13 protein-coding genes are annotated in these 15,429 nt (G+C 59.5%); 5 read left to right on the forward strand and 8 right to left on the reverse strand.

What is annotated here, in order from left to right:
- Positions 1–50: 50 nt before the first annotated feature.
- Entirely contained in the window at positions 51–1,217 is a 1,167-nt protein-coding gene (pgfA, locus tag IEW73_RS06690; RefSeq protein ID WP_188671832.1) for a cell envelope lipid trafficking protein PgfA, read from the forward strand.
- A gap of 13 nt (positions 1,218–1,230) precedes the next feature.
- Here the strand turns inward: pgfA and IEW73_RS06695 are convergent, their stop codons facing one another.
- Positions 1,231–2,469, reverse strand: coding sequence for a lipopolysaccharide biosynthesis protein (locus IEW73_RS06695; RefSeq protein WP_229675795.1), 1,239 nt, complete (start codon positions 2,467–2,469; stop codon positions 1,231–1,233).
- A 65-nt stretch (positions 2,470–2,534) separates the two neighbouring features.
- Here IEW73_RS06695 and IEW73_RS06700 point away from each other — a divergent pair, with 65 nt between their 5' ends.
- Positions 2,535–4,289: an MmpA family trehalose lipid delivery protein gene (locus IEW73_RS06700; RefSeq protein ID WP_188671835.1), complete on the forward strand. Its 1,755-nt coding sequence runs from the start codon at positions 2,535–2,537 to the stop codon at positions 4,287–4,289.
- Here the strand turns inward: IEW73_RS06700 and IEW73_RS06705 are convergent.
- Entirely contained in the window at positions 4,251–5,462 is a 1,212-nt protein-coding gene (locus tag IEW73_RS06705; RefSeq protein WP_188671836.1) for a glycosyltransferase family 4 protein, read from the reverse strand. The genes IEW73_RS06700 and IEW73_RS06705 overlap by 39 nt on opposite strands.
- A gap of 157 nt (positions 5,463–5,619) precedes the next feature.
- On the opposite strand from IEW73_RS06705, the gene IEW73_RS06710 reads away from it, so the two are divergent.
- Positions 5,620–6,414 (forward strand): class I SAM-dependent methyltransferase, encoded by a 795-nt coding sequence (locus tag IEW73_RS06710; protein ID WP_372433624.1) that lies wholly within the window; start codon positions 5,620–5,622, stop codon positions 6,412–6,414.
- 15 nt (positions 6,415–6,429) lie between these two features.
- On the opposite strand, the gene IEW73_RS06715 is transcribed toward IEW73_RS06710, so the two are convergent.
- The 6 genes from IEW73_RS06715 to IEW73_RS06740 all read right to left on the reverse strand — a co-directional run bounded on the left by IEW73_RS06715 (position 6,430) and on the right by IEW73_RS06740 (position 13,664).
- Positions 6,430–6,645, reverse strand: a complete 216-nt coding sequence (locus tag IEW73_RS06715; RefSeq protein ID WP_188671838.1) for a dodecin — start codon at positions 6,643–6,645, stop codon at positions 6,430–6,432.
- Positions 6,646–7,160: 515 nt separating this feature from the next.
- Positions 7,161–8,993, reverse strand: coding sequence for a phosphoenolpyruvate carboxykinase (GTP) (locus IEW73_RS06720; protein ID WP_188671840.1), 1,833 nt, complete (start codon positions 8,991–8,993; stop codon positions 7,161–7,163).
- 306 nt (positions 8,994–9,299) lie between these two features.
- Positions 9,300–9,608: a DUF6802 family protein gene (locus IEW73_RS06725; protein WP_188671843.1), complete on the reverse strand. Its 309-nt coding sequence runs from the start codon at positions 9,606–9,608 to the stop codon at positions 9,300–9,302.
- Positions 9,609–9,675: 67 nt separating this feature from the next.
- On the reverse strand, positions 9,676–11,055 hold the full coding sequence (locus tag IEW73_RS06730) for a glucose-6-phosphate dehydrogenase (protein WP_188671846.1): 1,380 nt from the start codon (positions 11,053–11,055) through the stop codon (positions 9,676–9,678).
- Between the two features lie 9 nt (positions 11,056–11,064).
- A complete protein-coding gene (locus tag IEW73_RS06735) occupies positions 11,065–12,678 on the reverse strand; it encodes a hypothetical protein (protein ID WP_188671849.1) in 1,614 nt (537 codons plus the stop codon).
- Positions 12,675–13,664 (reverse strand): hypothetical protein, encoded by a 990-nt coding sequence (locus tag IEW73_RS06740; RefSeq protein ID WP_188671852.1) that lies wholly within the window; start codon positions 13,662–13,664, stop codon positions 12,675–12,677. Before IEW73_RS06740 ends, IEW73_RS06735 begins: the two co-directional genes overlap by 4 nt.
- 174 nt (positions 13,665–13,838) lie before the next feature.
- Between IEW73_RS06740 and trmB the strand changes: the two genes are divergently transcribed.
- On the forward strand, positions 13,839–14,594 hold the full coding sequence (trmB, locus tag IEW73_RS06745) for a tRNA (guanosine(46)-N7)-methyltransferase TrmB (RefSeq protein ID WP_372433626.1): 756 nt from the start codon (positions 13,839–13,841) through the stop codon (positions 14,592–14,594).
- On the forward strand, positions 14,591–15,289 hold the full coding sequence (locus IEW73_RS06750; RefSeq protein WP_229675797.1) for an NYN domain-containing protein: 699 nt from the start codon (positions 14,591–14,593) through the stop codon (positions 15,287–15,289). Before trmB ends, IEW73_RS06750 begins: the two co-directional genes overlap by 4 nt.
- The last annotated feature ends 140 nt before the right edge of the window (positions 15,290–15,429 follow it).

Consider the following 15,429-nt stretch of genomic DNA (forward strand, 5'->3'; position numbering starts at 1 on the left):
AGTTCAGCATCGAAAAGGGCGATCGCGCTGCAAATATCGGAGGAGTATTCATGCCCGCACGAACACTGAGTTCAGCACGCATCGTCGCATCACTGATGGTGGGTCTCGGTGTTTTCCTGCTCGCACTCGCCGTCCTACTTCCGCTGTATACGCTACCGAAGTTGCAAAAGTTGCCTCTTGCCTTCGAAGCGGTCCAGGTCATGGAGGGCGAGGGCATGCTTCTCAACACAGGCAAATTCCTCGCTGGCGATGACGACGCCCTCGAAGAATCGGTACCACTGCGTACGCAGCGATTTGTCACGGTGGAAGACCCATCAGATGATCGCAACGCCACTTTGCAAGGCGGATTCACCTTCATGCGCGCCGACACAAGTCCTGGTCGCGGCCTGCTAGGTGCACATATTGACCGTGTGACTATCGACCGTGAAACTGCAGTGCCGGTGAATGAGCCGATTGCTTCGTTGCAGACCGATCGCGAAGCACCAGCAGCACAACTACCTCGCGACGGCCTGCAATACCAGTTTCCTTACGGCACGGAAAAACGTAGTTACCCGTTCTACGATCTGACTGCGCGAAGCTCATTCGATATTGATTTTGTTGAGGAAACAACGGTCGATGGAATGACCGTGTATCGGTTCCGCCACACAATCGAACCTGTTGATCTTTTTCGCGCTACTCGCGATCAAACGAACCGTATCGGGATGCCGAAGTCTGCATGGGGAATTGCGGACGGAGCAGCGGATGCGGATGAGATCGTCTTCATGAGCCGTCACTACACAGTTGAGCGCGACCTGTGGGTTGAACCTGCGAGTGGAATGATCGTGGATTCGCGCGAACGGGTGAAGCAATTCTTCGGAATGAACCCTACCGATGAGGCAGTCACCGTCCTCTCGTACGACCTACGATTCACAAACGACACCATCAGCGCATTGGCATCGCAAGCGCAAGCAGAGCGCGACCGGGTGCAGTTTGCTGTCAGCGCTGGTCCAGTGACGATTTCGGCGGCATGGTTGCTCGCAATTGCTGGTCTGATCACGCTCGTCGGCGGTATCGTGCTCGGCACTCGCAAACCTCGCACGGACAACGACTCCCCCAGCGACGACTCGAGCGACGACCCCAGCGACGACTCGTCCAGCGTGACCGAGCTCAGCGATGATCCTGCGGTGAACCTATACACCCAGACCTACGCGAACTCTGACTCTGGCTCACGCGGCTAATCAACCCGGGTTTCTAGGAGACTGGGGCTTGCTCGGTCTTCGGCCTACGCAGTGCCCACAACACCGCGGCACTAATAACGACGGCGGTCACTGATGACACCGCGAGAGCGCACACAATAAATTCGCGCAGCGTTGACGGCACCGTGAGCAGAACTGCGATTTCGACCGCGAGCGCGACCCACGCGATACCTGCGACCGCCGTCCGGTCGCGGGCTACCGCAGCGAAGAGAACGCCTTGCAGCAAGCTCAGGACCGCTCCATGCGCTGCGAACAACCACAGCATGCCTACGACGGGGCGGTAGTCCTCCGACACGATCACGGGAATGATCGGCGCCGCAAGTGCAGCCCCGACGACCATCACGGCTCCGAGTGTGCCCACTACGAGCACAATCCTCCGCACGGCGTTCTGCGTCCTGGCCGGGTTGGCCATCTCGGGATACAGCACGACTCCGACCGCATACGGCAACCAAAACGCTACTTTCGTCGCCACTGCCCCTAGCGCGTACAAACCTGATGACGACTCATCGAGGACGGCGCGTACGAGCATCAAATCAATTGAGGTCAACGCGATGATGACTAGTTGAACGTGCGATGCGCGCACAACGGACAGCACATTTGGGACGTGGGAGTTACCTGCGCGCTCCTGCCCAACAATGACTCGTCGGTTCACGACGAGCCTGGCCACCCCCGCTGCAAGGAAAGCCCCGGCGGCACCGGCAGCCAAAGCGCCCGCAGCTTCACCACCAGCACCGAGAACCACCACTGCGGGTAAGACCCGACAAACACCCACGCCGGCGAGGACCCCTGCGAGTTCGCCAAAACGCTGTTGCCCCTGCAGAAACCCTTGTTCAGTGGCAAGCAAAACCAAGGCGGGGGCAGTTAACAACGCCGCGCCGGCGGCCACCATTGAGGTTCCTAGGGTGCCCGCCACGACAGGTGTCAGGAGTACCGCGACCGCCGCGACAAAAACTGTGTTGGCGTACCCCAACCGCCTCAGCTCAGCCGTGCGTTCTGTGCCGTCGAGGGTCGCTCTCACTACCTCGCGGGCGATAACCATCTGCAACGCCAATGCGGGTACCGCGATCAGCAACTGGGCCGCGAGGAGTACGGCAAACTCTCCGTAGCCCGCAGGTCCTAGCCACCGACTCGCAGGCAGGTGCAGGAGGTACGCGGCGATATTCGCGACCATCGCCCCAGCAGTCACTTTGGACACGCCAGCAACCACGGTGCTGGGCCGGGCGTTCAAAGTCACGACACCATCATGGCGTGCGATAGGGGTTCTCGGCGAACCCGCCGCAGCCACGTATCGTTCCGCACATGGTCACCGCACTCACACTGCACCGCAAGTTGCACTGGTGTGCACCCATTTACGGCATTTTCCTCAGCATCATCATCCTCTCCCCATTGTTGCGCCCCGGGTATCTCTTGCACCGCGATGCGGTATCGACCCCACGGTCTTTCGTAACCGATACCGCGCTCGGACTCGGTGATACCGCACCGCGGGCAGTGCCACAGGACTGGTTTCTCGCCCTTGCCAGCCAGGTACTTGACGGCGGAATAGTCGTAACTGGGCTGATAGTTTTTGCACTGATCGCCGCGAGCTGGGGCGCGATAGCGCTTGTACGCACGGTTTGGGCCACGCCGACTGGTCCGCGAGTGGGCGCGGAATCCGTTGCGGTAACGCTCACGGTGTGGAACCCCTACGTCGCGGAGCGTTTGCTACAGGGGCATTGGAGCCTGCTTCTTGGGTACGCCGCCCTGCCGTGGGTGGTGGTTGCGGTGGTCCGCGCAGGACAGGGCACACCCGGTTGGTGGGGGTTGCTCGCCGTCAGCATCGCTGTCGCCGGATTCACACCCACTGGTTTGGTCCTTGCATTCATTACTGGCATTGTGGCGGCACTCGCTGTGTCATCGGCCACGCGGTGGCGAGTCATTGGCCTCCTAGCCGGAGTTTCTACCGTTGTTGCGTCACCGTGGTGGCTCGCGGCAACGCTGACAGGTGATAGCGGCACCAGTACCCTTCTGGGTGTTGAGGCATTCGCTGCGCGCGCAGAAACCGGTCTCGGCACTCTGGGCAGCCTCATCAGTCTTGGCGGCATCTGGAACGCTGATGCTGTTCCCCTGACCCGCACCGCTGGTTTGGGTGTGCTGGCCACACTGTGGATTTCGTTCATCCTCGTCGTGGGTGGGTGGCAGTTGTGGAAAACCACTTCTCGCCGACTACCGCTTGCGCTGGGCTTCCTGGCGGCATGCGCCGTGGTTGGCCCCGCCATTGTGGCGACCGGACCGGGCATGCGCGTCTTCGCGCACGTTGTCGCCACCGTTCCTGGTGGCGGACTGCTACGCGACACCCATAAATGGGTGGCGTTGGCGCTGCCGTTTTATATTCTTTGCGGGGCCGCAGCAACATTGTGGCTGTGCACCATTATCGGCCGCCGAATGGCACCGACTGTGCTGTGTGTGATGCTCATCGTGGTGCTTCCCGATGCAGCTTGGGGCGTCGGGGGTGCGCTGCGCCCAATTCAGTACCCGCCAGGTTGGGCGGAAGTCTCCGCGCACTTCGCGGAATCAGCGCAAAAAGGTTCTGTAGCAGTCTTGCCTGCGGGGATGTTCCGCCACTACTCATACGGCACCGGCGTAGTCGCTCTTGATCCCACACCGCGTCTGATCTCGCGGGACGTTTTTGCCAGCGGTGATCTCCATGTCGCCGGAAGTGTAATACCTGGCGAGGGTGAGCGCGCCCGAACTGTAGAAGCCACACTGCTTGCGGGCGCTAAACCAACACAGCTCGCTGACCTCGGTGTTCAATGGGTCATCGACCAACCGGCAACACCTGGGGTGCGAGGCGAAGCACAACGCACCTTGGATCAACTTTCCGTCGTCATCGACACGGAAGACGTCGTGCTCTATGCCAACCCAGAGGTAGCTACCGACTTGTCTGCGTCAACGGTCGACCGCTCGCTCGTCATCGCCGCGCATATCGCATGGCTGCTGGCGCTCGTGGCCGGTGGACTCGCCGCAGTATGGCCTGGGCTACGCAGACTGGCGGCGGGTCGAGAAATCAACAACTGATTCCTCACACGACGCACCGCCGACAAGACCACACACTGCTTTACCAGCGGCGGCAGCCGAAAGCACCTCGGCGACCCCGTCAGCGCATTGCTGCCACGAAAACTCCCGCGCGCGCACGCGGGCCTTCTCCCCCAGCGTCACCCGCTCAGAATGGTTCGTGAGCAACCGCTCGACAGCGTCAGTGAGATCCGCAGATGTATCGACTAGCTGCCCTGTCACTCCATCAATGATCGAATCCGTCAAGCCTTTCGAAGCCCGGTACCCCACCGTCGGTACGCCATGCTGGGCCGCCTCAATCACAGCGAGACCCCAACCTTCCTTGCGGGACGGCAACACATGCAACCAGCTTTGCGACAACAGTTCATGCTTGCGTTCTTCGTCGACGTGACCATGAAAAGTCACCGACGACTCGATGGCCAACTCACGGACTGTTTTCTTCAACGGTTGCATCCACCAGCCGTCACCAATGACGTCGAGTTGAATGTTCGGCATCGTGGGCCGCACTGCTGCGACCGCATGCAAAGCATCTTCGATCTGCTTGTGTGGCACCAGCCTCGACAACACGCACAGGCGTGGGGTTTCTGACCGAGTTGCTGCGCTTCCAACTTGGATACGGGGAGGAATTGCATCCGCCCCTGCCCGCACCACGGCAACACGCCCGGCATCCACACCGAGCGTGGCGAGTTCTTCTGCCGACGGTAGCGACACCGTCATGTACTGATTACGTCGATGCACGCGAGGTGACAACCACGACTCGATCCACCAACCGAATGCACCGAGCGCGCGTCCAGCGACGGGCCACTGTTCGCGGTGACAATGATGCACGAGCAGAATGACAGGAACCGCCGCGACGAGCCGCGCGAAGAACGGCACACCATTTTGGGTGTCAATGACAACGTCCGGACGAGTGCCCTTGAGCGGGCCAAATCCGAACCGTGCAGCGAGAATTGCGCCCAGGGCTCGTGGGTATACCGTGTACTTGCCGCCTCCACGGCTGATGCGCATGCCGTCCCTGAACTCGGTGCGGTCGGCACCCTTAGAGCGGGAAGTTCGCAGTGTCACGCGCACGCCGCTCGCAGCGAGGGCAGCCCCTACCTCTTCTAGGTAGCGCTCACTACCGCCCCCGAGTGGATGGCTCGTATCTCGCCAACACAACAGCAAAACTTCGCGCACACGATGCTCCCTACCTCACAACGCCCCCGCGGTGCGTGCGGTCAGACCGCACCACCACCTACGGCACTTCTGCCACACGATAGACCTGATCGGTTCGAGCTGCCACGACTCCTCGCGGTGATGTCCCAATCTGTAATAGTCCGTACTCTGTATCGATGTGCGCACGCTACTTGTTACTAGTCCAGCCGCCCGGCGCTTTGCCCGCCGCGCCACGTTCCGGCGGTCACTTTCACTTCTGAGCGACTTCAAGTACGAACAGGCTCGGCCTGACCTGTTTTATGGTGCGATAGCTCGCGACACCGCCACCATGCTTGACGATCTGCACCAACAGGTAGCCGGGCACTCGATACAGGGCACAACCATTCTCGATGTTGGCGGCGGGCCAGGTTATTTCGCTGATGTTTTCCATGACCGTGGTGCCCAGTACCTGTCGGTGGAACCTGATCCAAGCGAAATGCACGCGGCCGGAATTTCGTTTTCAGGTTCTGTTCGCGGAAGCGGCATGGCGCTTCCCATTCGTACGTCGAGTGTGGATATCTGCTACTCATCCAATGTGGCCGAACACGTGCCAACTCCGTGGGCAATGGCGGACGAAATGCTGCGGGTGACCAAACCTGGCGGGTTGATGGTGCTGTCGTACACATTGTGGTGGGGGCCATTTGGTGGCCACGAAACCGGGCAGTGGCACTTCCTTGGCGGAGAGTACGCAGCCCGGCGCTATGCGCGGAAGAACGGCAAAGAACCCAAGAATCGGTTCGGCACCTCGCTCTTCCCGATTACTGCATCGGCGGGGCTTCGATGGGCACGCCAAGCGACCGCTCCAGGGGCGAACGCTGAACTTGTCGCTGCGTTTCCGCGCTATAACCCGTGGTGGAGTTGGTGGGCAACATCAATCCCGATTTTGCGTGAGCTCATGGTCAGCAATTTGGTCATCGTTGTCCGCAAGAAGTAAACCTAGCGGGGAGTCCTAGCTGGGGTCATCGAGGCGGAACCCAACCTTCATCCCAACCTGGTAGTGGCCAACCTTGCCGTCGACGATGTGTCCACGGATTTCAGTAACCTCAAACCAATCGAGCCCGCGCAAGGTTTGTGACGCGCGTGTAATACCACCTGAGATGGCATCGTCGAGGCTCTCTTTGGACGTGCCAACGATCTCGGTGACCCTGTACGTATGGTCAGACATGTGAGCTCCTAATAGTTGGGTGCTCCTCATTGTTTCTGGTCTGCCCCTTTTGCCGCAGCGGTTTCCGTCTGTTCAGTCTGGGTAGATAAAGCACGCATGATCTCTACCCAGACTTAGCACTTGTGAGGATTCGGCGATGCGGCATCTCAACCAAGGCTTTGGTTACTGTTCATGGCCAGCGCGGGTGCCCGCATGTGCTGAAGTTTGCATCGCCGACCGTAGACTTTTCGATGCATTTTTCTGCACGTGCGCAACCGATCAGTCCGCTTCAGGTGCGCGGCGAACGCCATCGCGCACGCACCATGAGATAGCACCTAGACACGGCGCTCATCACGACCACACCGACGTCCGAATGGGGCCTATTCCCACACTGGGTGGGCCCAGACAAGCCAACCTAGACATACCTGTGCCATATCTACCTAGACAGCACAGCAGCGGTTTCCGCGGTTCGGCACAGCACAAAGAGAGCGGGGCTCACCACATTGTGGTGAGCCCCGCACGCTTTGATGAATTACTTATGTGTTGAGGCGATCTTTCAGAGCCTCGAACTCGTCGCGAATGCCGCTAGGTAGCTTGTCGCCGACGAAATCTAGCCATTCGTCAATCATGGGGATTTCGGCTTGCCAGTCTTCGACGTTCACTGCCAACGATTCATCGACATCGTTACGGTTAGCGTCGAGGCCCTCAAGGTCGAGGTCTTGTGCGGTTGGAACGTATCCGATAGGCGTTTCTTGCGCACCGCCCTTGCCTTCGATTCGTTCGACGACCCACTTGAGCACTCGGCTGTTTTCGCCGAATCCTGGCCACAGGAAGCGCTTGTCTTCTCCGCGGCGGAACCAGTTGACGTAGAAGATCTTCGGCAACTTGTCTTCGTCAGCATTCTTGCCAACATCGATCCAGTGCTGCAGGTAGTCACCGACGTGGTAGCCGAGGAACGGAAGCATCGCCATTGGGTCGCGTCGCACCGAACCAACCTGGCCTTCGGCAGCGGCTGTTTGCTCGGATGACATCGTTGCGCCCATGAAGGCACCGTGCTGCCAGTTGAAGGACTGATTGACCAGCGGAACTGTGTTCTTCCGGCGACCACCGAACAGGATCGCGGAAATCGGAACGCCCTTGGGGTCGTCCCACTCCGGAGCCAGCGTTGGGCACTGCGACATCGGTGTGCAGTAGCGCGAGTTGGGGTGCGCTGCTTTACGGCCGGAGTCCGGAGTCCAGTCATCGCCGAGCCAGTCAGTGAGGTGGTCCGGCATGTTTTCGAGGTCTTCCCACCACACATCGCCGTTGTCGGTCATCGCGACGTTGGTGAACACGGTGTTGCCCGCTGCGATTGTCTTCATCGCTGTTGGGTTGGAGCTCCAGTTCGTGCCTGGTGCCACACCGAAGAATCCGAATTCTGGGTTGACGGCATACAGACGGCCGTCTTCACCGAACCGCATCCATGCGATGTCGTCACCCAAGGTCTCAGCGCGCCAGCCCGGAATTGTTGGGTGGATCATCGCGAGGTTCGTCTTACCGCATGCGCTCGGGAACGCCGCAGCAATGTAGTAGACCTTGTCCTCAGGCGAAATCAGCTTGAGAATGAGCATGTGCTCAGCGAGCCAGCCTTCGTCGTGCGCCATTGCGGAGGCGATGCGAAGGGCGTAGCACTTCTTACCGAGGAGGGCGTTTCCGCCGTAGCCTGATCCGAAGGACCAGATTTCCCGGGATTCAGGGAAGTGGGTGATGTATTTGGTGTCGTTGCAGGGCCAAGGAACGTCGTCCTGGCCAGGCTCAAGAGGCGCGCCGACTGAGTGAAGTGCCTTAACGAACGGACGATCCTCGCCGAGGATTTCCAACACCTTGCTGCCCATGCGTGTCATCACACGCATGGAGGCCACGACGTATTCCGAGTCCGTGAGCTCCACACCGAGTTTCGGATCATCCGAGCCAAGTGGGCCCATGCAGAACGGGACAACGTACATTGTCCGGCCGCGCATGCACCCCCGGTATAGCCCACTCATGAGATCGCGCATCTCATCTGGAGCCATCCAGTTGTTTGTGGGGCCAGCGTCTTCTTCGCGGTCACTACAGATGAAGGTGCGCGACTCTACGCGAGCCACATCTGACGGATCTGACTGAGCGAGGAACGAGTTCGGCAAGTTGTTGTCATTGAGCCGGATGAAGGTACCAGCCGCTACGAGCTGGGTGGTCAGTCGCTCCCACTCATCGTCGGAACCGTCGGCAAATACGACGCGATCCGGCTGAGTAAGTTCCGCGACTTCGCGTACCCACGCAAGCAGTTCTGCATGCTTCGTCGGGACCGTATCGCCCGTTCCGTTCAGCCCTGGAATGGTCGCTGCTGTCATCAGCCTCTCCTGGTTCGGGATCGACTACCTACGCTACTTCACGTCGGCGGCAGTGCTGGTTGCCGTATCCACTCAGTGTGGTGCATACGTTCAACGGCGGACCGGATTCGAAATATTCCGGTCAACCGAAAACACATGCTCCGGGTGTCCTAATAAACAGGTTAACGCCGACGCGAGGGGTTGTGCGCCAATGGCCTAGTTTGGCGCTGCACAGAATCGTTACAGTGAGCCCTTTGTGAGAGCAGACTCACAGCATCGAATCGCTGCAAACTCGCGGTCGAGTGCGTGGTGGCAGCACCACGGTGTCTAGGCTAGCAGCCCATCGTCGCCTCGCTGCCATCGTTGATGTTCACTAGCTGGTAATTCGGATATTCTCCACGCCTCAAACGCGTTATCCACCCCGATCTGGGTGATCGCGTCAACGAAACCATCTCCATTTGTGTCGGAGGCAAGGATAACGCTCTCGCCCACCAGCAACCGGGCACTGTCCAATCTGCCGTCGCCGCTGATATCGAGTCCTGGATTAGCCAGCTCAGCCCGGCAATAGTCTGCGGGTGCACCATCCCACAGGTCAGCTAAGCAACCGCCACCGAGAAGTTCGTCGGGAGTCCACATGTAGCGATAGACGCAACGCAAGCACACACGGTTCCCCTTGGGCCTATTTCCCACCGTGCCATTTTCGTCACAGATTCCAGGATTTCGGCCCCGGCGTTCCGGCTTCGTAGTCTTCAAGCGGGGTGGTGTTTGCGCCCCAGGCTTGCTGAACTGGCTCGACGATCCGCCAGCATTGCTCTGCAACGTCCCCACGAATCGACAAGATGGGGTCTCCGTCCAAGATCCCGCTCAATACCTCGCCGTAGGGGGACAGTGCTCCTTTACCGAATTCGGCTGACATCGTCACTTGTTCGAGGTTGAACGGATCTCCAGCACCATTAATGTTCAGATCGAGGTGCAGCCGGTCCGGATCGAGGACCACACGCAACCGCGGCGGCGACGCACAGCCGGTCAACCCTGTGATGAGGTGCGGCACATTCTTGAACGTGATGATGATTTCTTTCCGGGCATTGCCTACGGCTTTACCTGACCGGAGGGTGAACGGTACGCCCGCCCATCGCCAGTTTTCGATCCCAATCTTCACCTCAGCGAGTGTTTCAGTGCCTCGCTGAGGATCGACGCCGGGCTCATCGACATAGTTGGGCAAAGTTCGCCCGTTGATGGAGCCGGTTGCATAGCGGGCTCGTCGCCCTGCGGTGGCAGCATCTCCTTGCCACGGACGCGCTGCTCGCAACACTTGAGCCATCGCTCCTCGGAGGTCGTCTGGATGCAGGCTTGACGGCGTCTCCATCGCCACGAGCGCCATCACGAGCAGAAGGTGCGATTGGATCATGTCGACCAAAGCGCCAGCTTTGTCGTAGTACCCCGCGCGTTGCTCAAGTCCAAGTTCTTCGTCGTAGTAAATCATCACGCTTTCGACGGAGTCAGCGTTCCAGATCGGTTCAAAGATCCGGTTGGCGAAACGCAATCCGAGAAGGTTGAGCACAGTCGACTTTCCAAGAAAATGGTCGACTCGGTACACCTGCGGCTCTGGGACCAAGGATGTGAGCAGTGCGTTGAGTTCTTCGGCTGTAGCAACACTTGTTCCGAAGGGTTTTTCCAACGCAAGCACAATTCCGGCTGGCAGATCAACGTCGCGCAGCGCAGTGCAGGCCTCTATCGTCACCGCCGGAGGCAGCGCGAAATACACCGCTGGGGACGTCGGGCATTGCGCGAGGACCGCTGCCAAGTCACGTGAAGTGGTGACATTCGCAGTGAGGTAGCGCGACGCCTCGGCCACTGCTTTTATTCGTTGCCGGGCCGCGCTGTCTGCTTCGTCAACTTCGTGGAGCATGGCCTTGGAGGCCCGGTCGAACCATGTCTGGTCTGACAGTTCCGTGCGTCCTGCACCGATGAGTGCAATGTCGAGTTCTGGGTCGGCAGCAATCAGGCGGCCCAGCCCGGGGAGAAGCAAGCGGTGGGTGAGGTCGCCATTGGCGCCAAGGATGAGGAGCGTGCGCGTGTTCACATCACTACGCTAGGACGATTCTTCCGGTTCCGCTCGGTCTCGTGGTCCTTGCAGCAATTGTGTGGAGCGTTCCACAGCAGCAGTGATGTCATTTATTTCCGCTGTCAGCACGGCAAGTTCGCTGTCCCGTTGCCCAGTCAAGGCCCGAATTTGTGTTTCGATTTGAGCCACCTGTCGGTCAGTATCCGCAATCTTTTCGTCGTAGATGCGGGATATTTCGGCGGCGAGTTGCTGTTCAGCGTTGACCAAGTGAGATGCGGTGTGCCTTTCCATGTGGGCTCGCGCGTGCGCCAACTGTTCAGCCGTCCACTCACGAAGGCGTCCACGTGCGGTGACGTGCCGCCGTACTCGCAGCATCCACAGCGCGACAACGATGCCGAGGATGAGGGTCAACGGAATGGTCAGTAGGTCCAGGGTGGGCATCAACGACAGTGGACCAAATATGAGTCGCCCTAGGCCAACGCCGGCTGAGGCTCCGACCAGCGCGAAAATATAGTCTTCGCTTCCGCGCTTGGGAATCAGTTGGGGCGGCGTAGCGTCATCCGATTGTTCGCGTTCGGCGACATCGGGTGCAGGCTTCTCAGGTGCAGGCAACGAACGCTTGTCAAAGAGTGTTCCGACGTATTTCTCGGTGCGGGAGTTGTTCTGTTCGTGGCCGACACGGGTGAGCGAACGAACTCGTGCTGGGTAGTCGCCCAGTGCGGCCCCATCGAGAGCGTCGATTTCGCTGCGTGTAAGCCCGGCCGTGGTGCGCGCCCATTCATTGATGCTGTGGCCTAGTTCCACACGACCACGTTGAATATCTGCACGTACCGCTGTCAGGTCGTCGCTCCGCCCGACACCACGTTTGCGTAGTAGTTCAGCTCGGATGCGGTGCAACTTGTTGATCTCGGGGTTGTTTTGGATGTCGCGCCCGATGCGTTGTCGAGTAGCCTGCGCCTCTTGCAGGGCGGCTGTAATTCCCCAGAGGACGTTGCGGGCTACGTAATCCGTACCTGGCGCTGGAATGTTCTCGAGCACAGCTGCGTGCAGCGCGTCGACACCGGCGGATTCAGCAAGTGCCTGCGCGGCGTGCGGGTCTGCGTCTCTGCGGTCGTTCGCGGCGTGCACCAGCGGCGTTGCAACGGGGTGGATTTCGGCGCCGGTAAAGCGAGGTGTGTGAATGGCAAGCAATTGAGCGTCGCGGTCGCGCACCTGCCGCCAGTTGAGGTGCATGTCGGTTTTCGTTATCGCAAAAACTACTTTGTCGACGCTTTTGTTGAGGCGCCTAAGTTCACCAAGTTCGGTGCTGCCAATCGGACCGGCTGCGTCGAACAGCATCAACACGATGGGCAGCATGATTCCGTTGTCGTCGTCATGGTCCCACTCCCGGAAAACGACTGGTCCGTGTGGGTTTATTGCGTTGAGCGCCTCAATGAGCCCTGATGTCCCTGAATTTGCGCGTCCGGTGACAACAACTTCGGTGGTTGATTGTCCACGCGGCGCACGGAGTGAGCGGAGCCCCGACAATGTTGCGGCACTAGTGGGCTCGTACGTTTCGAGTGTGCGAAACACCTCGTCACACAGCATTCGGGTGGCGTGCTTTCCACCTAGCGCGGTGCGTGTTGTGTCGTATGTGCTCACGAGGCGAGCTCCTCCGCTGCAGCAAGTAGGTGCCGGTAGTGTGCGTGGGCTGCTCGCGCCTCGGTCGCAGTCGCTGCAGCGACCGCTGTTGCGCGCACTTGTGCTGCGGTGGCGAGTAGGTCTGTTCGCGTTGTCGGGCCTTCCGGGGCGCGTTCAGGCGCCCAGGCAACGTTGATCTTGGCGTTGTGACGCGAGGAAGAATTGGAGGCACGTTGCGTGGACAGCGCCCAAAGGGCATGTTGCAGCCAACGGTGCATTGGCGCTATTCCGCTGTGGTGGTGCATCAACTCCCCCATCTTTTTGAGCGTCATCGTGGGCGACTTCCTCAAGGCTTCTATTGCGTGGCGCATTCCGGGTAGGTCCAGCAAATCTAGTAGTCGTTCGCTCTGCGCCGAGCTCAACACATCAGTGTTGCGTCGAAACAGATCTGCCGAGTACCACCGCACTGCCCGGTTTGTGTGTTCGGATGTGTCTGCTGCTTCTTGACGCGCCAGCGATCGAAGCGCATCAAGATCACTAGTGTTTAGTTTTCGCGATGCCTGGGCCAGCTTTGCGCTGACGGGAATCACTTCCATTGTGCGAGCAGGTAGGGGCGAATGGGTGCGTTGACGCGCCGAACTCGGCGAAACATCGGTGTCGTCACAATGGTGGGCAGCAATCACGTCCGCTCGCCCTTGAACCAGGAGCACGTTTTCCTCCTCGGGCAACGTCTCCCTCAATCGCTGCACCGCAAGAATCTCTTCCTCACGGGGAATTGTTCCGAGAACAAAAACTATGGCCGCCGCGGGCTCATCCGAGGAACCGGGTTTCCACGTAACCCCACCGAACACGTCGACGACGCCCTCGCGCACTTCGAGCGCCCACTCATTAGCACCGTGAGCCCAGTTTTCGGCGATTTCTGTGGCCATAACAGTGACGCCAACTCCAGGGCAACCAACAACGCCGACAACCAGCGATCCGTCCGCACACAGACCTGAAAAAACCATTTCATTCCCCCGAAAACAATCTCGCACCAGACCACCACTGGAAACAGGCCCAATAGCACCCGCAGCGGCGTTCCCTCCCAACCTCAGTGTGACGACTCACCGGGGCAAATCCCAAACTCTTCACCACACGCGCACGAGCGCAGATCTGGACCCGAATCGACTATTGCCACCCCAATCAGGGACCATAGGGAGGTGTCTACTGACCCCACTGCAGCGCCGGATGACGCCAACGGCAACACTGAACCCGAATCCGACAAGCGCCTATACCCCCGTGTGACGAGTTACCGAACCCGCACCGGAGTTCTCAAACCGTCCCGCCAAGGCGCTTGGGAACGCATGTGGGACGAGATAGGTCGCAACGTAGACGACGACATTATTGATGTAGAAGCGTGGTTCGGACGCAGAGCTCCACTAGTCGTGGAAATAGGTTGCGGAACCGGAACGGCTACCGCTGAGATGGCCATGGCCGAACCGAACGTCAACCTCATTGCGATCGACGTCTACAAACCTGGCCTCGCCAAGTTGCTGCAACTTATCGAACAGAACAACATCACCAACATTCGTGTGATTCGGGGCGACGCGGTCGCAATCCTCGAAAACATGTTGGCACCTGGGTCTGTCGACGGTTTCCGAGTGTTCTTCCCGGACCCGTGGCCCAAGACTCGCCATCACAAACGTCGGTTACTCAAGCCTGAGATGTTTACCCTCATGGCGACCAGGCTTCGGCCCCGAGGCGTAGTGCATGTCGCGACAGATCACGCGGAGTATGCTCAGTACATCGAGGAATCAGGAAATTCTGCACCCTTGCTTGGAATAGTTACCGGGCCCTGGCCCATGAGCAGCGAACGTCCCGAAACTAAATTCGAGGGCCGCGCCGCACGCATTGGTAACGCCATATCTGACTTTGCATGGGAGAGAATTACAGAATGAGCATCATCCCCGACGCGACGTCTGACACCGAAGCTGAGTTACTTTCGGGACCGAGCGTGAGCGGTCGCCGACGCCGTGCGCTACTCATCTGGGATGCTCCAAACCTTGACATGGGACTTGGCGCCATTCTCGGCGGACGCCCAACGGCCGCATATCGGCCTAGGTTTGATGCTCTAGGTCGCTGGCTTCTACAAAAAACAAGCGAGATCGAAAAGTCCGACGGAGCCAACGCCACCAGTGTTGAACCTGAAGCCACCGTCTTTACCAACATCGCACCGGGCAGCGCCGACGTCGTTCGACCGTGGGTTGAGGCACTACGAAACGTAGGTTTCGCAGTGTTCGCCAAGCCAAAAATCGACGAAGACAGTGACGTCGATTCGGACATGCTTCACCACATTGACCACCGGGTCGCCACCGACGGCCTCGCCGGATTGATGGTGGCCTCGGCCGATGGACAGGCGTTTCGCGAACCGCTGGAGGCGCTCGCAGAGCAGGGCGTCCCCGTCACCGTCATTGGATTCCGCGAGCACGCTAGTTGGGCCGTCGCGTCCACACTGCTCGATTTCGTGGACCTTGAAGACATCCCCGGAGTGTTCCGCGAACCACTACCGCGGGTCAGCCTTGAGTCACTACCGGACGAAGGCGCGTGGCTGCAGCCGTTCCGGCCCCTTGCGGCGTTGCTCACCATGCGCTGACAACGTGGCCCACTATCTGCCACTGTAGATGTCACAGCCATGGGTACGGTTCCCATGGCTCTTCGACGCTGCCCTCACCGAATAGGTGTGCACAGCAACGCTGGCGTGGTGCCAGCAGACAAGTGTTAGAAGGAGCGCAC

The organism is Hoyosella rhizosphaerae, from assembly GCF_014643175.1.
GTDB lineage: Bacteria > Actinomycetota > Actinomycetes > Mycobacteriales > Mycobacteriaceae > Lolliginicoccus > Lolliginicoccus rhizosphaerae.